Here is a 19,960-nt window from a genome sequence, read left to right as displayed (position 1 = left end):
CAAGGAGCAGGCAGGATTATGATATCATATGAACTGGCAGAAAAAATACTGGACTATGCAGTGACACACGGTGGAGATTATGCAGAAATTTTTGAAGAAGAAAAAACATACTCAAAAATTACTCTGACAAATCAGGAATCCCCCACGATTTTGACGGGACAGGAAGAAGGAACAGGAATACGGATTCTCAGAGGAACTCAAAGCAGGTATATTGCGGTATCTCATACAGACGAAGCAGAGATTTTTAAGATGATGAAAACGGCTCTGAAAGACTGGGCGGATGGAAAAGAACATATGGAAAGAAGTGTTTTAAAACAGCCGGAGATCTTTCAGACTCAAGGGGCGAAAAACACTGTAACAGCAGAAAAAATCCGGCTTTTAAGAGAGTGTGTTCAATCCGGAAAACATGCAGCATCACATATTGTCAGAATGCAGACTTCCTGTGTAGAGGACTGTCAGACAGTCAGGCTGATCAACACGGAAGGATGTAATACGCAGGATGAGCGGCGGAAGATGCGCCTCTATATCAAAGCAACTGCCCGGGATGGAAAAGAAAGTGCAGAGAGTTATACAGGCCCCGGCATTATGGGAGGCATGGAACTTTTCGGGCAGATTGATTTTCGGAAAACGGCAGAAAAGACAGCAAGATCTGCACAGGCACTACTTCATGCGAAACCGTGTCCGACAGGCCGGATGCCCGTGATTATTGCAAATGGATTTGGCGGACTTCTCTTTCATGAAGCTTGTGGACATTCGTTAGAGGCTTCCAGTATGGCAGACAAGGGATCTGAGTTTTCAGGGAAAATCGGGACACAGATTGCTTCAGAAAAAGTAACATTGGTAGATGACGGCACAGTCCCGGGTGGATGGGGATCCCTTCACATCGATGATGAAGGGATTCCGACAAGGCGTAATGTACTGATTGAGAAGGGAATTTTAAAAGGATGTCTTGTGGACCGTCTGGATGGAAGGAGACTGGGAATGCCGCCGACCGGATCAGCACGGAGAGAAAATTACCGGTATGCACCTGTGGCAAGAATGACGAATACTTTTCTGCTTCCGGGAGAGGATGCTGCGGATGAAATGATCCATTCTGTAACGCGGGGGCTTTATGTAAAAAACATTCACGCAGGATCAGTAAATCCGGTAACCGGGGAATTTAATTTTTACACGAATGAAACGTTCCTGATTGAAAACGGCCGGATTGTCTGCCCGGTTCACAATGCCACGTTGATTGGAACCGGGAGAGAAATTTTAAGAAAAGTGGAGATGGTCGGGACAGATCCTGCTATGGGTCAGGGATTTTGCTATGCGGGGAGCGGGGCAGTCTATATCGGTGCAGGCCAGCCAACCGTTAAAATTGCGGAAATGACAGTCGGAGGAGATGAAGTATGACAGAGGCAGAAAAAAGGCTGGAGCAGATCAGAAGCTTGACGGAAACATTGAAAAGAGAAGGGTTTCAGGATATCTGCTATTATATGATCCGGACGCAAAGGCTTCAGATCTCTGTATTTCCCGGGGCTTCAATCAGACAGGAAGAGATGAATGATACTATGTACAGTATTGAAGCGTCCTATAAGGGGAAGAAAAGCAGAATGTACACCAATCATCCGGAGGAGACGAAACGGGTTATACAAGTCCTGAAAGAATCGGCAGAGGTATATGGACAGGCAGAAAACGCCGGCCTGATTTATGATGAGTGTACAACGGAAGACATTTCTTTTTTCTGGAATGAACCGGAAGAGATTATCCGTACTGTCAGGAAGGCGTGGGAAAAAACAAAAGACGCATCACTGATTTTGCTTGTTCAAAAATGTTGTTATGAACAGAATTTTCGAGAAATCTGGATGATCGATGAACAGATGCACCGTGTATGTGATACAGATGGATATCACTGTTTTAACATCCGCATTGCAGCCGGAAAAGACGGGACAAGATCCAGTGCATCAGACTGTATTTACGGAAAAAATCTGCAGATGATGGAGATAGAACACTGTGTAGACCGTGTGATATGTGAAGCACAGAATTCGCTTGGAGGCGAGAAACTTGTTTCAGGAAGATATTCTGTCATTCTTGGAGGAAATGTGGCTGCAGAACTTCTGGAAGCGTTTCTGCCTGCATTTTATGCGGAAAATCTGCAAAGAGATGACAGCCCTCTGAAAGGAAAATGGAAAAAACAGATTGCTTCATCTGGTATCTGGATGAAAGAAATCCCTGAATTTGATAAGGGAAGAATTCACAGAACCGTAGATGATGAAGGCATACCGGTAACAGAAAAAACACTGATCCAAAATGGAATTTTCGTACAGAAACTGTACAATCGGAAGACAGCACAAAAAGACGGAGTGCCAAGTACAGGAAATGGATTCCGCCCGTCTGTTCAGAGTGATGTGGAGACGGGAATTACCAATGTTGTTCTGGGAATGAAAGAGGAGCAGACTTCTTCACGCAGCGGTCTGGAAATGGAAATGAAAGAGGGCATTCTTGTAACAAGGGTAGATGGAGTATTTGCGGGAGCAGACAGTACAACGGGAAAGTTTTCTCTGATTGCAGGTGGAAGGGTGGTCCGAAATGGAAGAGAAGCAGAAACATTTCGTGAAGTAACGATTTCGGGCGATTTCTTTGAGTGCCTGGGCAGCATCAAAAAGACAGGCGATGAACTCTATACAACAGAACCGGGAGCTATGAGTGTACTGGCACCGGATCTTTGGACGGGAAAACTGACAGTATCAGGAAAATAACAGGAGGATCATGAGATGGAGCAGTATCAGACATGGATTTTGGAAAAACTACAGGAATTGACAGCGATCGACAGCCCGACCGGTTTTACAGGGCGTGTGACAGACTATCTGGTGGAAGAATATCAGAAAATGGGATATGAACCAGTCAGAACTTACAAAGGAGGCATATTGATAGATCTTGGCGGAACTGAGAAAGAAGCAGTTCTGACAGCCTCTCATGTAGATACATTAGGAGCAGTGACAGCAGAAATTAAAGAGAACGGCCGACTGAAACTCTCGCCGGTGGGAGCACTTTGTGCCAGTACACTGGAGACAGAAAACTGCCGGATCTATACCAGATTTGGAGAGGTTTATGAAGGCACCTGTCAGCTTGTCAATGCATCTTCTCATGTAAATGGAGAATTCAGCCAGACTGTACGCACTTATCAGAATATAGAAATTGTACTGGATGAGAATGTCCGCTCAGGTGAAGATGTCCGGAAACTCGGAATCGATAATGGAGACTATGTCTGCTTCGATCCCGTCACGAAAATCACAAAAAGCGGGTATATCAAGAGCAGATTTTTGGATGACAAGTTAAGTGCGGCGGTTTTGATGGGATATGCGAAATTTCTGAAAGATACAAAACGGACACCGAAACGAAAAGTATATCAATATTTTACAGTATTTGAGGAAATCGGACATGGTGCAAGCGCATCTGTCCCGGAAGATGTAACGGATGTGATTTCTGTTGATATGGGCTGTGTGGGCGAAGGGATTTCGTGCACAGAGAAAGAGGTATCAATATGCGCCAAAGACAGCGGAGGACCATATCACTATGATCTTACAACGGAATTGATTAAAACAGCAAGAGAACATGAGATTTCCTACGCTGTAGATGTGTATCCGTTTTATACATCCGACGTAGAAGCAACTCTTAAAAGTGGTTATGATATCCGGCACGCACTGATCGGACCGGGTGTCTATGCATCGCATGGATATGAAAGAAGTCATATAAATGGAATGATGAATACATTTCGTCTGCTGAGTGCATATCTCGGAACAGAGGAACAGGATTAAAAATAAAACGGCAAAACAGGAAGCATATATCAGAAGATTGAAAGTATAAAGCAGAACCGGAGCCCCGGATTAGAAGGACACCGGTTCTGCTTTTTCTTGTATGCATATGGAAAGTCAGGTATAATGGGCGGTAGAAAGCAGATCAATGAATGATCTGCGGTAACAGAACTGTGTATTATGGCACAAAAGGGGAAGAAACGATGAAGAAAAATGATTTTGTGACACTGACAATAGAGGATATTGGCGTAGGAGGAGAAGGAATCGGGAAAGCCGAAGGGATGACTTTCTTTGTGAAGGATGCGGTTGTCGGCGATGTGATCGAGGCAAGAATCACAAAGCTGAAAAAGAATTACGGTTATGCCAGGCTGATGAAAATCCTCAAGCCGTCTGAAAAAAGGAAAGAGGCAAAATGCCCGGTGGCAAGACAGTGCGGGGGATGCCAGGTTCAGGAGATGGCTTACGAGGAACAGCTGAAATTCAAGGAGCGGAAAGTCCGGAATAATCTGGAACGGATCGGTGGATTTGAAAGCACACTGCTTGATGCTGTTATGGAGCCGATCTGTGGAATGGAGGAACCATTTCATTATAGGAATAAAGCACAGTATCCGATCGGAACTGACAGGGACGGGAATCCGGTAGCCGGCTTTTATGCAGGACGGACCCATCAGATTATTCCAAACACGGTTTGTGCACTTGGCAAGGAGATCAACACCGAAGTTCTTAACATTGTCCTTGAATTTATGAAAGAATTTCATATTACCGCCTATGATGAAGGAACGGGGACAGGTCTGTTCCGCCATGTTCTGATCCGGAGTGGATTTAAGACAGGCGAAATCATGGTCTGTCTGATTGTAAACGGAATCCGGATCCCTCATGTGGAGATACTGACAGAACGACTGACAAAGCTTCCGGGAATGACCAGCATTACGATGAACATTAATTGTGAAAATACCAATGTCATTATGGGAAAAGAGATCCGGCTTCTCTGGGGACAGGAGTATATTACAGATTATATCGGAGAAATCAAATATCAGATTTCACCACTTTCTTTCTACCAGGTGAATCCGGTGCAGACAGAAGTTCTTTACGGGCTGGCCTGTGAATACGCAGGACTGACCGGGCAGGAGACCGTATGGGATCTTTACTGTGGAATTGGAACGATTTCGCTTTTCCTTGCCCAAAAAGCAAAACAGGTTTACGGAGTTGAGATTATTCCACAGGCGATTGAAGATGCCAGAAAAAATGCAGAGATCAATGGCATCACAAATGCCGAATTTTATGTTGGAAAAGCAGAAGAAGTGCTGCCGGACTATTATAGAAAATACGAAGAGTCTCATCCGGGCCGTCGAGCTCACGCGGATGTGATTGTGGTGGATCCGCCGAGAAAAGGATGCGATGAAACATTGCTTGAGACGATGGTAAACATGGAGCCGGACCGGATTGTCTATGTGAGCTGTGACTCCGCAACACTGGCGAGGGATCTGAAGTATCTGTGTGAGAACGGGTATGAATTGAAAAAAGTACGGCCGGCGGATATGTTTCCGATGACGGTGCACGTAGAAACTGTCGTGAAATTATGCCGGAAAATCAAGGTGTCCGGAAAATAGTTTCCTGATTAAAAATGCAGAGTGTGTTCAGTCATTTCCTTATGGTAGTATATGGAAAGGAACAAACGTGTTGCAGGGTGGCTGACCTCTATTCTACATAGAATGGGGGTGGTGCTGATGGACAATAAAAATCATTTTGATTTCAAAGACCTTATGGCTTTTGGAATGTTCATTCTGGCATTGCTGACATTCGTTTTTACGTTTATCAGATAATGTTTTAAGCATAGAAAAAACCACCCCGGAACTTTGGCTAAGTGATGAGGTGGCAATTCTATGTTAATCCTTGTTATTAGGTCAACCACTTTGTGGGCGGTTGTTCCTTTTTCTACTTACAATATAGCACATTGTGTTTTCATGTTCAAGAAAAAATTGACGGCAGGCATTTGGCAGCCCCAAATTGAGCATATAAAATAAATCTCTTTTTGAAATTTTGCCATCCGGTTATTTCCGGATGGCACTTTTCATCCTTCGGCTCAAAACAAGTAAACAGGCTACCAGAAGGATCGGAAAGAATGTGGCGGTCAGCAGTCCTGCTTTAAGATTGCCGCCGGCCAGTTCCGAGAACTTCCCTACTATCGCCGGGCTTACTGTACCGCCAAAATCCCCTGCTAATGCTAAAAATGCGAACATAGCGGTGCCGCCTTGCGGACACTTTTGGGAAGAAAGGCTGATTGTACCAGGCCACATAATACCAACACTGAATCCACAAATGGCACATCCGGCCAGCCCAAGAATCGGGACAGGTGAAAGAGAGGCCAGCAAATAGCATGCCACGCACAATAATCCGCTCAGCAGCATGGTTTTTGTCAGGTTCAGTTTCTCGCTCATTTTGCCGTACAGCATACGGGAAATTCCCATGAAAACGGCGAACAGGCAAGGGCCGGCCAAATCACCAATGGTTTTGGATACACCAAGAGCAGATTCTGTAAATGCAGACGCCCATTGTGCCATCGATGCTTCGGATGCGCCGGAACAAATCATCAGCAGAATCATCATCCATATCAATGGCAGACGGAGCAGTCTGCGAATAGGCAGACTTTCGCCATCTTCCACCAGACGCTCTATCGGACAAGTGAGAAACTGAAAGACATTTACCAACGGTACCAGTGCCCAGAGTAAGGTAAGTATTTTCCAATTTTCAATGCCAAATACCGCAAAAAAGAGCGTGGAACCTAAGATTACGCCCACCGCACCCCAGCAGTAAAAAGAGTGAAGCAAACTCATCACGCCATCCTTATTTTCAAAAGGGCAGGCTTCCACAATCGGGCTCACCAGCACTTCTACAAGGCCGCTGCCGATGGCATAAAATACTACCGCGAGGAGGATTCCCAGAAATGGTACAGGGAGAACTTCCGGGAGAAACGCCATCAACACAAGCCCTACGGCGGAAACGACCTGAGAGATCACCACACAGATACGGTAACCGATTATGTCGGCGAACTTGGTTGCTCCAAGGTCAACCAACAACTGGGTCAGATAAAACACAACCGGGATCAGAGCGATTTTTTCCAATGAGATCCCGTAGGTATGTTGAAAGGTCAAAAACAGAAGCGGTGCAAAGTTGGCGGCGATAGCCTGAGTGACAAATCCCATATAGCAGGCCACCAGTGTCTTTTGATATTTACGATTCCCGGACATATCACTTATCTGCCTCCGTCTGTTTGATCAGGTTTTTGTTTAAACATTGAAATTTCATGATAGCTCTCCTTTCTAGACTCGAATAAACGTATTATATAATCAAATTATTCAAAGATAAAGGCACTATAGTGTCAGGGAAAAGCATTATTTACCCGCTCCGTGCGTTTGTCGGTGAATATCCGTACCTTTTGCGAAATTGACGGCTGAAGTAATTTACAGAATGAAACCCGCAGGCAAAACTGATCTCCTGCAACGTCAGTGTGGTTTCGTGCAGTAAACGCTTAGCTGTTTGCAGGCGGTACTTAATAAGCGCTTCCACCGGAGAACACCCCAGGTAGGACTGGAAACACCGGCCGGCTTCGCTTCGGCTGATATGGGCGGCACCGGCGATATCTGCCAGGGTAATCCTTTGGGCGTAATTTTCATAAATATAAGACAGCATTTTCTGGAGGCGTATCTGGGTGTTCAGTTGTACCCGTGATGCGTTGGATTTTGGCAGGGAATCAAAATTGCGAAAGATGGTTTCCAATATACAACAGATGCTGCGCTGGACCGTCATTTCGTAACAATCGGGCTGTTCCTGCATGGCGAAATACGTGGTGCGAATCCACTGGCGGACCTCATCCCACAGGTCGTTGTCGTGCCGGAACACAACAAAGGGAAGAGAGTTACAAGCCAGAATCGGCCGGATGTATTTCCGGTAAATGGTGCTGGTCTCAGGGGCAACCACTGTGCCGGAAAAAACGATGTTTGGAAAGCGATCCGGCTTCACACCTGACAATTGTCGAATTCCGTGGAGCATATTCTGGTTGATGAAAATACTGTCCCCCGGTTCCAGAATCGTATGGGTTTGCCCCACCTGAAAGTCGAGAACACTGCTTTGTGATGTGGCAATCTCAAAGTAGGGATGCCAGTGCACAGGTCCCGCACGGTTTGGCAAATCGGCAAGTTCATCGCAATAAAATGTAATGGGGAAAGTTGAACTGCCATGTGGTATCTGTTCTTGTAATTGATGGTCAAGTATGATTGGCATATTGTAGTCCTTTACTCATAGATAAGTATCGTTTTCCGGAAACTCAGCAATGGCTTTCGTCATCAGTATCCGTTTTACATCTATTATACCTTGTACAATCAAAGCGGGCAAATGTTTTCCGCCGGTCCAATGAAAAGTGCGCATTGTGACCGGTCGCTTTACATGGTAGTATATGGAAAGGAATAATCAGAGAAATCTGTATTTTTTCTATAAATCATAACTATCGCTTGACTGTAAAGTCCCTTTACCCCTTATAATTAAATATCATATCAGGGGAGGATTATGCCGATGACGATCAAAGAAGTGGAAGAACTGTCCAATATGACGCGGGCGAATATCCGGTTTTATGAAAAAGAAGGACTCATCACGCCGCAGAGGGATTCAAATGGTTACCGTAATTATACGGAACAGGATGTGGATATATTGAAACGGATCCGGCTGCTTCGGACGGTTCATCTCGGCCTGGAAGAGATCCGGTCCTTAAGTGAGAAAGAAAGTGAACTGACAGATGTTCTTCTTATACATTTAAGGACATTGAAAAAAGAACAGAAGGATCTGGAACAGTCAAAAGCGATCTGCGAGCAGATGTGCAAAGATCGGGCAGCTTATGAAAGTTTTGATGCGGAGCATTATTTTAATTTTCTGAACAAGGCGCCTTCAGAAATTCCGGCGGAGTTAGAAGCAGACTCACTTCCAAAGGTAACAGCGCCCTGGAAACGGTATTTTGCCAGACTGATTGATGAAGCAATCTATCTGATTTTCTGGAATCTGATTCTGGCGCTTGGTTTTCATATGAATATCAGACAAACAGGATGGGCATTTGCAGTCATAGGGATCATAATGCAGTCTGTTTTGCTTCTTATGGCAGAGCCTGTCATGCTTTCAAGATTTGGTACGACACCCGGGAAATTTCTGTTTGGTTTTCGAGTGTCGGCAGAAAGCGGTGCACGGCTTACATGGAGAGAGGCTTATGACAGAACCGGGATCGTATTAAAAAGAGGACTGGGATTCTATATTCCGGTTTATGGGCTCATTCGAGAGTACCTTTCTTACAAGGATTGTAAAAAAGGAGAGATTCTTGAGTGGGAAGAAGACAATATTCTCACGTTGGATGAACGGCATATGAGGTGGAAAGTGATAGCGGCAGTTCTGGTACTGAGTGTACTTGATGTCCTGAATTATTTTGTGTGGCAGGCAGGTGCACTGCCGCAGAACAGAGGAAATATCACGGCAGCACAGTATGCCGAGAATTTTAACGATATGCAGAAATTTTATCAGATTGACCATCAGCTGAATCTTCCGGAGTTTTTACCCCCGCTTGGCGATTCCAGGAAGCTGCTGAATCAGGACGGTGATTGGGAAAAGATGTCCGGAAAACCGTATATCGTTGGCACAGGAGTGGATTATCCGGAGCTTCCCGAACTTCAATTTACGGAAAAGGACGGTGCTTTGACAGAAATTTCATTTTCTTCCGAATATAAAGATGAGAACGTGGAAATTCCGGTGTATGGAGATCTGATGGCGCTAGCATCGCTTTCCTATATTTGTGCGCAGGAAGAGTACAACCTGCTGCCTTCCCCGCCTTCACGTCTTTACAGGCAGGTGAAAGAATATGGGGATCAATGCAGTGATTTTACGATTTCCGAGGCAGGGGTCACAGTGAAGGCATCGTTCGATTATAGCGGGTATGAACTTCGGCAGGCACAGTATGGAAGCAGTGATGTACTTGTGCCGGTGTATGGGAAGGATGTATATTTCCAGGTGGATTTCCGGATCTGGCAGGAGTAAAACAGCTTGACTTTTTTCGCTGCGAAAAGCATAATGAAATCAGTGCAAAGTAAACGGAGGGAAACCGGGTCCAGGAGGCCCGGTTTCTTTGGCGGAGGTGGATAAAATTGACGACAAAAGAAAGTATTCTTGCTCTGTTTGAAGAGCAGAGGGGAGTTTATTTTTCAGGCGAAGAGATTGCAGCCAGGCTTGCGGTTTCACGGGCGGCAGTATGGAAGGCGGTGAACGGCCTTCGAAAAGAAGGTTACGAAATTGACGCAGTCTCAAACAAGGGCTACCGTCTTGCGGCCGATACGGATATTTTATCTACACAGGGAATTGAAAAATATCAGGAGCCTGTCTGCCGGACATTGAACTTATGCGTTCTGCCGGAGGCAGAATCTACCAATACGCTTCTCAGGGAAAAGGCAAATGCAGGAGCGCCGGAAGGGACTGTAATCCTTGCCAACACCCAGACAAAAGGACGGGGGAGGAGGGGCCGGAGTTTCTATTCTCCGGCAGACACCGGTCTCTATCTGAGTATCCTGTTAAGGCCGGATGGAATGACACCGGATCAGGCGGTGAAGATCACGACAATGGCTGCTGTCGCTGTATGCGAAGCGGTAGAGGAGATTTCCGGAAAAGAGACCTGGATCAAGTGGGTCAATGATATTTATCAGGAAGGACGGAAGATCAGCGGAATTCTTACAGAGGCTTCAGTCAGTATGGAAAATGGAAGTGTAGAATCGGTGATTCTGGGAATCGGAATCAATGTTTACCAGCCGGAGAGTGGATTCCCGGAAGATATCAGAGAAACTGCAGGATCCGTTTTTGACGGGAAGCAAAATGATGGAAAGAACCGGCTGGCCGCCGGAGTTCTGAATTATTTTTTTAAAGAATATGAGAGGATAGATCGTACTGATTATGTGGAAAAGTACCGTGCAAAAAGTCTCGTAGTGGGGAAAGAGATCACGATACTGTCCCCGTCCGGCGACAGAAACGCAACGGCGCTGGATGTGGACCAGGACTGCCATTTGATTGTGCAGTATGAAAATGGACAGACAGAACGGCTGTCCTCTGGGGAGATCAGTATCCGGCTTTCATAAACTGCTGCCGGAGCTGTGGGCATCAAATGAAAAGGCCGGGCAGGATGTGTCCGGCCTTCAGACGGTCAATCAGTACCATCCAAATAGTGAAGAGTTCCCGTTCAGCCTGCTGATAGCAGAGAGCTCGGACGGAGTCAGTGCAAAATCCAGTACAGCCAGATTTTCTGCCATTCGCTCCCGGTGAACGGACTTCGGAATCACGGCAATGCCATTCTGGATCAGATAACGAAGGGCAATCTGTCCGGATGTCTTGCCGTGCCTTGCGCCGATTTCCTTCAGAACAGGTTCCGCAAAAATGTTTTTCCGGCCTTCTGTAAACGAGGCCCATGACTGCATTTGTGTCCCATAGCTGTTCAGAAGATTTTTTAATTCCAGCTGTGGAAAGTACACATGAGATTCCACCTGATTTACCGCGGGAATGATTTCACAGGACCGGACAAACTCTTTGTATTTTTCAGCATCAAAGTTAGAAATCCCGATGGCACGGACTTTTCCGTCCCGCAAAGCTTCTTTGAAGGCTTCATACATTTCCGGAGCGCTTTTATAGGGCTCGTGGATCAAGAGAAGATCGATATAATCGGTCTGCAGCTCGTTCAGAGACTGTTCAATCCCCGATTTTGCTTTTTGATAGGTCGTTCTGGGACGGTAAATTTTGGTTGTGAGAAAGAGTTCTTCTCTGGGAATTCCACTTTCTTTGACTGCACATCCGACAATATACTCATTTTCATACATCTGGGCTGTATCGATCAGCCGGTAACCAAGATCCAGCGCAGTCAGGATGCTCTGTTTTCCCGCTTCCCCGCGGATATCCCAGGTGCCAAAGCCGATCATGGGCATCCGAACGTTATTATTTAAGGTCATATCATTCAAAATCGATCCCCCGCTTTCTGAATTGTTTTCTGCATTTATTATACAGAAAGCGGAGGAGTCTGTAAAATATCCAATACTTATATCATGATATGCAAAATGGGAATATCACCACGAATTTATATAAGCCTCTAGCGAATAGATTTCCCAAGCTCGTAAGCCTGCCCAAGTTCCGGTTTGCCATAGAAAACAAGTACGCACATGAAAGTGCGATACTTACATTACAGTATAATACTTACCAAAAGGAGAGCGTAAAATGGGAAAGCGATGCATATCAAACGAATGTCTCAGCACGACCGGTTTCAGCTATACGTTATCTTTGATTAACGGAAAATATAAGATGACAATTCTTTATACTTTGATGGAGTTTGGTGTGGTTCGGTTTAATGAAATGAAAAAATATATTGGAGGAATCTCCTATAAGACACTCAGCTCCACACTGAAGGAACTGGAAGCGGATCAGCTTGTCCACAGGGAGGGAAAGGGAAATGCTCTGGACGCACACGCAAGGCTCCCCATCGTCTAACAGCAGGCAGTTCCCCTCGTTGTAGTTACAGCACTCATGCACCAGCCGCCGCGCCCGCCGGTGTTGGCGGTAGTCCATTCTCGGCAGCTTATCGCTCATGGCTCTGCTCCTTTCTGCGGCGGGGTTCCTCCCGGCGCAAAATCCGGTCGATGTTCCGCTTGACGGTCTGCAACTCCTTAAACCGCTGTTTCTGTTCGTGATAGGTGTTATACAGGCCGGATTTCTTGGAAACAAGCTGCTCGATCTCGTCCTGCAACGCTTTCCGGGCGGGCAGCCTGGTAATGCCATGTGCCTTGAAATACCGGGCGGCTGCGTCGGCTATGATAAAATCGCTCTCATGCGCCTGCCGGTATGCGGCGCGGGCTTTCTCGGATTTCTGCGCTTTCAGCCCGTCGCGGGCGGGCTTGGTCTTGGCGTAGGCAAGTACCTGCCGCTGCAACTCCTTTTTCCCTTGCAGCTTCGTTTCCAGTGCTTTCAGCTTGCCGCTGGTCTGGCGCATTTCCTGATAGGCGGTATCAACGGCGGCTTCCAACTGCTCCGGGGAAGTGAAGCCGTATTCCTGATACACATTCAGCGTCGCGGCCATTTGTTTGAGGTTGTGCATGGTCGCCCAGCGTTCATAGCCCCGGCCTTTGCCCTCGGCTTTCTTCTGCTCAATGTCCACAAGCCGCTGCACACCGTCCTGTTTCGGGGCGGTTTGAGGGGCTTTTGTGGGCTGTATGCCGGTTTTCCCACGCCGGGGGTATTCGAGTATGGCCGCGGCCTTTTCTGTGGCTCTGGCGGCGTTCTGCTCCAAAACGGCAAGGACAGCGGCGCGGTCAAAGTCGTCACCCAGCTTCCGGGCGGTAATGGGCTTTGTCCTGTCCGGCGTAAGGTAGGAAAGCCGCCCCCGGCTCTCCTTGACGGCCACGCCCTCCCGCAGCAGCAGAGAGGAAAAGTCCTCGAATGAGGCCGTTGTAGACAGCGCGGCGCGTATGGTCTGCCGCAGCTTCTCCTTGTTCGTTTCAAACTTGGTCTTCCGGGGCGTGATACCGCCTGCAATCATGGGGGCGTTCTGCCTGTCCAGTGCGGCCTGTCCCTTTTTCTGCGCCCAATACTCCCGGTCTGTGACGCGGTTCTTGCTGCCGTTCAAGAGGTCGATTTGGTAAAGCCCCTCCCGGTGGCACATCTCCATGACTTCGGACTTGAAGTAGCGCAAGGCCGCGTCGGTACAGCGGTGCTTGCAACCGGCTTTCGTGTCGGCTGGCCTGTCCATGTAGGGCAGGAACGGCACTTCCTCAATCCGCAGGCTGTTAATGACGATATGCACATGGATATTTCCGCTGTGGTTATGCCCGTCCGGGTGGGTGCATACAAGGGCTTGGTGGCCGGGGAAATGCTCGGCGCAAAACTTCTCGCCCAACTCCTGCGCCCGGTCTACGGTCAAGCCGTTGTCCGGGCCGTCCCGTGGGTCAAAGCTGATGATATAGTGGTGGCTTTTCACATCTTCCCGCCGCAGTTCAGCGTGGACAGCCGGTAGTCCTCGCGGGGGATAAGCCTGCCGGTTTCATCAAGGACAGGCTTCATGGTAAACTCGTCATGCTCAAACAGCAGGTATTGTTCGGCGGCTCCGTAGTCGGCGTTTTTAGAGTTGATATGCTTGAGTGTTGCCAACTGCGTCACCTACTTTCTTGAGGACTTCATACTTGAGGGCGGCAAGGTCGGCTATGGCGGCGCGTACCTCGCCGGACAGCGCGTTATAGGGTACGCCGTACTCGTTCAGATACCGGGCAATCTGGTTGAGGTTGCCGCCAATCTTGCCATACTCGGCGGCCAGCTTTCCAACAGCGGAGAGCAGTTCATCATTGACCGCCGACACATGGATTACGGGGCGTATAGTCGCCCGCCGTATCGCCTGCCGGAGAAATTCGGACTGGCTGATACCATAGGGCGCAAGCCGCGCTGTGAAGTCGGCGTATTCTTCTTCGGACAGCCGGGTTTTCACAACGCGGCTGCGGTGGGGTGTGTTGTATCGCTTCGGCATGGGCTGTAAACCTCCTTTCACTTATCACAAAAAATAGGCTGGTCTGTTAGGTATTTCCGGGGCAGTTCTCGCAAAAAATGGCCTGCCGGACGGAAATATTTTTGCGGCGCAAGCCGCCATAGCAGGGTTTGGGGAAGGCACTCCCCAACAAGTTTCCCGCGAGGGGCAAAACCGCAGAATTGCGGATTTTGGCACCGTGGTAGAAACTTGCTCTAAGACTGCCGCAGACTGCCCCTGTCTGGTTTTTGCGTACATAGAACGGACAGGGCGGGGCTTCCGGCCCGCTGTGGACGGTCTTTTTCCCTTTTCGCTAAAGATACATTTCAAAGGCCGCCAGCTACCCGCTGAAAGAAGATTTTTCAAAATTTCTTTTGCCTTAGTAATCCGGGAACGGCGGTTTTGGCAACCGGCGGGGCAGAGAATTTTCCCTTTCACTCCCCACACCACCGCGTTTTGAAATTTGCCAAACGGGGCAGGCAGCTTTTTTCGGCTTCATCTACCTACTACGGGTGATTTTCGATTTTGCCAAATAGACAACAAAAAAAGCAGCAAATCTTTTTCAGACTTACTGCTTTCACTGGCCGCGCCGGTGGGCGGCTGGTATTCAGTTTTGAAAGTTCGGTTCAGGTTGGCTCGATAACTTAGGATTTGCTATTATCTTATATATCTTTTATTTATATTTAAAATTAGTATTGATACTATTATTGTTACAATTAAAGTTATACAACAACTTAACAAACTATAATTAAATACAAATATTGCAGATAACCCATTTATTAAACAATGAGTTAATATACAAGGAAATACACCTTTCGATACCTTTCTTATTGTTGCCAAAGCATAGCATAAGGTTAAACACATTATTCCAAAAAGAAAATAGTTCATATTTGCATTTGCTGTTCCTATTATAAAAAATATTGGTAAATGCCATAACCACCAAATAATAGAAGTAAAGATTGTTGCTATATGAAATCCAAATTTCTTTTCCAATTCAGGTTGTAAAATCATTCTCCATCCAACTTCTTCATTTCCACCACCAAATAACATCATTGGTAAAATTACTATAAGCATAAATATAGGAGCACCAAATTTAAATCCATTTATTGCACACCCCAAAACATAATAAATCAATACAAATAAAATTACTAACTCAAACTTCGCACATAGATTTTGCCTATGCACCTTGAAAATTCAATATCTGGCAGGTATTCGATTATCAAAGTTCACCCTTTGCCCTATGCCGCCTGAAGCTGTGTCTTCAACAAAACAGGCAATGTGTTCATAAATGCATCCACCAATTCGTTGATCTTTTCTTCGGTCAGTTCGGTGTTGTCCTTGAGGATAGACCGGAACATTTGGAGCAGCATTTGAAATGCCTGTATCCATGTGATATCGGCCATTTCGTCTGAAAAATACAGGAAGAGTTCACCCAGCGAGCGGTTGTCGTTCGATTCCCGGCTCTCCAGGGACAGCATCATATACCGCGTGAAAACAACCGCTGTGTGGGCTGTCATCGCGTCATAGGATAAGGAGTTGCACTCCCTGCTGAGGTTCAGGTAGCTTTTGCATACCTTGAAAAAGACTTCGATATCCCAGCGCTTCCCATAAATACGGATGATCTCGTTTTCATCCAGGGTTGTATCCGTTGAGATGAGACATAAGTATTCCTTCCTCTTATTCCGGTTGCGGACATAAACAACTTTTGCCGGGATGCTTTCCCCGTCCTTCACCACATCCACCAGCACCGACAGCAGGTAGCGGGAACGTCCACGTCTCTTTTTGTTCTTATCATAGATTGTGAGCAAGGACATATCTTCCCCATTATAACGGAAGAACATTTTTGGCGTCTTTTTCACCATGCCGATCACATCATAACCGATTGATTTTACCGCATGGAGCGTACTCGGGGAAGCAAACCAGCTGTCAAAAAGGACATAGTTGGCAGGGATCTCCGCTTTTTTAGCGGCTTTCAGCAGTTCCAGCATTGCGTGGGTTCCTTTTTGCACGGAAAGTATCCTGCGCCGGTACCCTGCGGTCCGTTTATCGACAGCGGCAGCCTCATTGACCCGGTTCTTTTTATTCTCCGATGAGAGCAGGACGCTGTTGACCGGCAGGAAGGTACTGCCATCTGACCATCCCAGCGTGAGCATACGGAAGCCAAAACGGTATCTGTGATTTGCATGGTCATAAGTTTTTGCCAGCAGTTCCACCTTTTTGGAACGGTTCCGCTCAAACAGGGAATCATCGATGATCAGAACATTTTTACGTTCCTCGGAATCCAAAGGTACAATGGCGTCCCTGATAATCCGGGAGGCCAACAAGGTTGTAAAACGGATCCAGTTGATTTGTAGCATCTTCATAAAACGGTAAACGGTATCTTTCGCGAAACCGGGGGTGTTGCGTCCGGTAATCAGGCTCATATACATGCTCCTGTTAGAGAAAATCAGCAGGAAAAGGTATTGGAAAACCTCAACAACCGGAATTCCCTTTTTCTTATAGGCATTGGCTGCCTTTAATGCCGAAGAGATGTGAAACCGCGCAAAAAATCTCTTAATAGATTTTGAAATCTGCTTATCATTTTGGTTCGCTTGTGTTATACTGATATTCATAGCATGAGCCTCCGGTTTTAATTGTTTTTTGGTCAATTCAATTATATCAAACCAGATGGTTTCATGCTATTTTATTGCCAGAACTTATTGAATTTTCAAGGTGCATAGGCACTTATTCAAGTGCGAAGTTTGAGTTACTAAAATATAAGTCCAAATATTATGTTTTATATCAAATATCTTTTTTAACCATTCTTTTAAATTCTTAACTTTGTTATTTCTCTTTAGTGATATATAAGAGGCAATAGTTGGAGAGAATCCCCCGATAATGTGCATAATCCTTAAAAATATATTATTTATTGTCAAGTTAAATATTTGACTAATTAAAGCACAACCACCCCAAAATATTAGCATTATAACAAATGTTATTATTAAAAATTCTTTCACTAACTTTTTATTCATAAATACTCCTATCATCTCTACAAATTACTATTTATATAATAGCATTTTCCATTGATTTTTCTTTTGTAACTTTTTCACCTAAATAATTAGCAAGCTTTTCTGTAAAAAAGCTAAAGTAAGATACTCCGTTGTTTCTTTTATTTTGAAAATATGGCAAAAATCCCCATAGTGTTGATGGAATCCCTATTACTATTAAATATAATGGTCCAAAAATAAGGGATTGAATTGTATGACCATATTCGTGAACTAAAAGCCTTTTACTTAATTCTTCATCTGGTATTTTATTTTTTGTTCTTTTATCTTTCATCGGATTAGTTGTTGTAAAGACGAACATTCCCAAAGATACACTTGAAGGAACATTTCTTTCAGTAATAATTGCACCGTGATAAAAATAATGTTTATTTTTTATATTAATTAAAAGTACTATAAATCCTAACAATGTTTGTGGCAATCCCCAAGTGCATTGAATTAATATATATATTACATTTTTCATAACTAACTCCAATCTACAACTTCCGGTTTGTCGCTGACTCTATTATACTATGGCCGCTTACTTATAGGAATAGATGGATTGTAAACTTGTTTGGGAAAATCGCTAATGAAAGCCGATGTTTGTTCTTTGCTTATCGCTCAAATCGAAACTTGAACAGTGCGGCAATTAGCTTCTGCTTCACGTAGTCCTCAACCTCGGCGTTGACCTGCCCGTGTACTTTGCAACAGTAGCGGATATATCCGGCGTAGTGGGAAAGAACGGTGTCGATTGCGTCCGGATCGCCCTCATGGGCTTTGACGATTGTTTCATAGGGGAGAAGTTTACTCATGGTCTTTTCCCTCCATGAGCCGCCGTAACCGCTGCAAGGCAAGCTGGATATGCCGTCCCGCTGTGCTGCGTGTCCGTCCGATATGTACGCCGATCACTCGCTGCGGCTGGCGCAGGAAATAGTAACGGAAAATTTCTTCCTGTGCCTGCTCCGGCAAGAGTGCAAGGGCGGCGGCAAGCTCCGCATGATACAGAACGGCGGTCTGGCCGCAGGCGTTAAGAAGATATTCTTCAATCTGCTCCGGCTCGGCAAACTGGACAAACTTCTCATTCATCAGATAGTCAAGAGAAACTTCCCGTTTCCACCTCCGGCGCAGCTTCAAAATTATATCTATGGCGGCGTGACGAATGACAACCTTGCAAAAGGCGTTAAAGGTGTACTGGATATGCACTTTGTAGGCTTCATCTTCGGTCATGGAAATTCCCCCTCTCTGAATAATAGTGCGGGGCGGCAGCACTCCTTGCTGTCGCCCCTTGATTGCCTACCAGCAAAGGCGGGCGGGGCTGTCAACGGCGGCGCGTATGCGCCGTTCATCTTGACCGTTGACTGGCTCGACTGACTTTGCTATGTTTTGTAAAAAGTTTTCTCAATCTATGATTTTTTCTTTACGGGTACCCACACTTCAAATACCGTATTTTTAGGGTCTGGATTTATATATACCTCAATATCAGGTGCATTTCCGTATTCATAACCAGAAGCAGGAAGCCATTCGGTATAAATACGGCGTTCTAATTCTTGGACAGATTGATTCGTGCCAGTTCCGGGAAAAATCGCCCATGTTGTCGCAGGAACCGTGTATTCTTCAAATTCGGGATTCTCCTGTGATGTTGCAATAGCAATAAAGTATTTCCATTGTTCCTCGTCGTTACAAACGCTAATGCCCAAAAGACCTGCTGGCGAAGCGGAAACCATTTGCGATAGCTTTTCAAGCGTTCCATTTTCAATACAGTCCTGCCACATTTGCGGAACAACAGAAAAATTTTTTTCTAACTCTTTGCTTAGAGGCGCAGACACTCCTATAATGCGGAACGCTTCTTTTGTTTCGATTCGATAATTCAATTCTTCTACTCCTTTCACTACAAGTTTGAACGAAAGACGCGGAAATGATTTTACATATACATTTCCGTTCTTAACAGCAGAAGGAGAAATCCCATGAATGGACTGAAATGCTCTGTTAAAGGCAGTTGGGGAATTATAACCATATTTTCCTGCTACATCAATAACTCTCTCATCACCACTTTGTAAATCAACAGCAGCTAATGACATTTTTCTCTTGCGGATATATTCAGACAGTGGAATACCCGCCATATAAGTAAACATTCTCTGAAAATGATAGGAAGAACAGCAAGCAATTTTTGCAATTTCTTCATAATCAATCTGCTGCGTAATATTTTCTTCGATATAGTTGATTACATTGTTAAATCTTTCAATCCATTCCATTTTCAATCCCTTTCCTGATACTTTAAGTTTAGCAGAGTAGCATGGTATTGTCCTCTCATTATCTGCCCGAAAAAGAGAGGACAGCCACTAATCAATTTTTATTATACCATTCAAAAGTGAATAGTACATTGTTTTCTCTTTGTTACACGGGAATAATGGGCTGCTGTCTATCAATTCTTGTGTGTTACTTTATGACACATGAGCATTCGCATAGGCCTTAACCTGCCGAATGATTCTGTTAGCGTACTTCGGATTATTTTCGGTGACAAAAGCTTCAATACCGGAAGAATCGAAGATGGTTAAATCTGCTTTTGCAGGATCAAT

The 19,960-nt window shown here is 45.6% G+C and carries 18 protein-coding genes and 3 pseudogenes; 8 read left to right on the top strand and 13 right to left on the bottom strand.

The features are described from left to right. Positions 1-18 precede the first annotated feature (18 nt). The 5 genes from B5G11_RS00100 to B5G11_RS16230 all read left to right on the top strand — a co-directional run bounded on the left by B5G11_RS00100 (position 19) and on the right by B5G11_RS16230 (position 5,620). Positions 19-1,395 carry a TldD/PmbA family protein gene (locus B5G11_RS00100; RefSeq protein ID WP_087251775.1) on the top strand — a complete coding sequence of 459 codons (1,377 nt, stop codon included), beginning with the start codon at positions 19-21 and terminating at the stop codon, positions 1,393-1,395. After that, positions 1,392-2,741: a metallopeptidase TldD-related protein gene (locus B5G11_RS00095; RefSeq protein WP_087251774.1), complete on the top strand. Its 1,350-nt coding sequence runs from the start codon at positions 1,392-1,394 to the stop codon at positions 2,739-2,741. Before B5G11_RS00100 ends, B5G11_RS00095 begins: the two co-directional genes overlap by 4 nt. Before the next feature lie 15 nt (positions 2,742-2,756). Beyond that, the gene (locus B5G11_RS00090) at positions 2,757-3,800 is read left to right on the top strand and encodes a M42 family metallopeptidase (protein WP_087251773.1); all 1,044 of its coding nucleotides are present in this window, start codon (positions 2,757-2,759) and stop codon (positions 3,798-3,800) included. 200 nt (positions 3,801-4,000) lie between these two features. Next, complete coding sequence (gene rlmD, locus B5G11_RS00085; protein WP_087251911.1) at positions 4,001-5,407, top strand: 23S rRNA (uracil(1939)-C(5))-methyltransferase RlmD; 1,407 nt, start codon at positions 4,001-4,003, stop codon at positions 5,405-5,407. A gap of 51 nt (positions 5,408-5,458) precedes the next feature. After that, positions 5,459-5,620 carry a hypothetical protein gene (locus B5G11_RS16230; RefSeq protein ID WP_158099170.1) on the top strand — a complete coding sequence of 54 codons (162 nt, stop codon included), beginning with the start codon at positions 5,459-5,461 and terminating at the stop codon, positions 5,618-5,620. Between the two features lie 228 nt (positions 5,621-5,848). Here the strand turns inward: B5G11_RS16230 and B5G11_RS00080 are convergent, their stop codons facing one another. Both B5G11_RS00080 and B5G11_RS00075 read right to left on the bottom strand, forming a co-directional pair. After that, positions 5,849-7,045 carry an MFS transporter gene (locus B5G11_RS00080; protein ID WP_087166765.1) on the bottom strand — a complete coding sequence of 399 codons (1,197 nt, stop codon included), beginning with the start codon at positions 7,043-7,045 and terminating at the stop codon, positions 5,849-5,851. A 148-nt stretch (positions 7,046-7,193) separates the two neighbouring features. Next, complete coding sequence (locus B5G11_RS00075) at positions 7,194-8,078, bottom strand: AraC family transcriptional regulator (protein WP_087251772.1); 885 nt, start codon at positions 8,076-8,078, stop codon at positions 7,194-7,196. A 288-nt stretch (positions 8,079-8,366) separates the two neighbouring features. On the opposite strand from B5G11_RS00075, the gene B5G11_RS00070 reads away from it, so the two are divergent. Then, a complete protein-coding gene (locus B5G11_RS00070) occupies positions 8,367-9,866 on the top strand; it encodes a MerR family transcriptional regulator (RefSeq protein ID WP_158099169.1) in 1,500 nt (499 codons plus the stop codon). 107 nt (positions 9,867-9,973) lie between these two features. Then, positions 9,974-10,951, top strand: a complete 978-nt coding sequence (locus B5G11_RS00065; protein WP_087251770.1) for a biotin--[acetyl-CoA-carboxylase] ligase — start codon at positions 9,974-9,976, stop codon at positions 10,949-10,951. Between the two features lie 69 nt (positions 10,952-11,020). On the opposite strand, the gene B5G11_RS00060 is transcribed toward B5G11_RS00065, so the two are convergent. Beyond that, complete coding sequence (locus B5G11_RS00060) at positions 11,021-11,812, bottom strand: aldo/keto reductase (protein ID WP_204229554.1); 792 nt, start codon at positions 11,810-11,812, stop codon at positions 11,021-11,023. A gap of 262 nt (positions 11,813-12,074) precedes the next feature. Here B5G11_RS00060 and B5G11_RS00055 point away from each other — a divergent pair. Continuing rightward, positions 12,075-12,296 (top strand): annotated as a pseudogene (locus tag B5G11_RS00055) (helix-turn-helix domain-containing protein); the annotation flags it as partial. Here B5G11_RS00055 and B5G11_RS00050 read toward each other — a convergent pair. From B5G11_RS00050 to B5G11_RS00005, 10 genes and pseudogenes are all read right to left on the bottom strand, one after another. Beyond that, positions 12,297-12,443 (bottom strand): annotated as a pseudogene (locus tag B5G11_RS00050) (cysteine-rich VLP protein); the annotation flags it as partial. Beyond that, positions 12,433-13,997, bottom strand: a pseudogene (locus B5G11_RS00045) (relaxase/mobilization nuclease domain-containing protein). The pseudogenes B5G11_RS00050 and B5G11_RS00045, both read right to left, overlap by 11 nt. Next, on the bottom strand, positions 13,969-14,367 hold the full coding sequence (mobC, locus tag B5G11_RS00040) for a plasmid mobilization relaxosome protein MobC (protein ID WP_033121634.1): 399 nt from the start codon (positions 14,365-14,367) through the stop codon (positions 13,969-13,971). The pseudogene B5G11_RS00045 and the gene mobC overlap by 29 nt, the downstream one beginning before the upstream one ends. Positions 14,368-15,021: 654 nt before the next feature. Next, positions 15,022-15,498 carry a CPBP family intramembrane glutamic endopeptidase gene (locus B5G11_RS00035; protein WP_158099168.1) on the bottom strand — a complete coding sequence of 159 codons (477 nt, stop codon included), beginning with the start codon at positions 15,496-15,498 and terminating at the stop codon, positions 15,022-15,024. A gap of 104 nt (positions 15,499-15,602) precedes the next feature. After that, positions 15,603-16,976 carry a transposase gene (locus B5G11_RS00030; protein WP_087251767.1) on the bottom strand — a complete coding sequence of 458 codons (1,374 nt, stop codon included), beginning with the start codon at positions 16,974-16,976 and terminating at the stop codon, positions 15,603-15,605. An 84-nt stretch (positions 16,977-17,060) separates the two neighbouring features. Beyond that, on the bottom strand, positions 17,061-17,375 hold the full coding sequence (locus tag B5G11_RS00025) for a hypothetical protein (RefSeq protein WP_087251766.1): 315 nt from the start codon (positions 17,373-17,375) through the stop codon (positions 17,061-17,063). Positions 17,376-17,406: 31 nt separating this feature from the next. Further along, positions 17,407-17,868: a hypothetical protein gene (locus B5G11_RS00020; RefSeq protein WP_087251765.1), complete on the bottom strand. Its 462-nt coding sequence runs from the start codon at positions 17,866-17,868 to the stop codon at positions 17,407-17,409. Between the two features lie 130 nt (positions 17,869-17,998). Next, positions 17,999-18,196: a helix-turn-helix domain-containing protein gene (locus B5G11_RS00015; RefSeq protein WP_087251764.1), complete on the bottom strand. Its 198-nt coding sequence runs from the start codon at positions 18,194-18,196 to the stop codon at positions 17,999-18,001. Further along, complete coding sequence (locus tag B5G11_RS00010; protein WP_087251763.1) at positions 18,189-18,611, bottom strand: RNA polymerase subunit sigma-70; 423 nt, start codon at positions 18,609-18,611, stop codon at positions 18,189-18,191. The genes B5G11_RS00015 and B5G11_RS00010 overlap by 8 nt, the downstream gene beginning before the upstream one ends. Positions 18,612-18,787: 176 nt before the next feature. Then, entirely contained in the window at positions 18,788-19,636 is an 849-nt protein-coding gene (locus tag B5G11_RS00005) for an AraC family transcriptional regulator (RefSeq protein WP_087251762.1), read from the bottom strand. Positions 19,637-19,960 lie beyond the last annotated feature (324 nt).

This window comes from Drancourtella sp. An57, from assembly GCF_002161525.1.
Classification (GTDB): Bacteria; Bacillota; Clostridia; order Lachnospirales; family Lachnospiraceae; genus Sellimonas; species Sellimonas catena.
The sequence above is the reverse complement of the archived record's forward strand: the minus strand, read 5'-3'. Positions and strand labels throughout refer to the sequence as shown.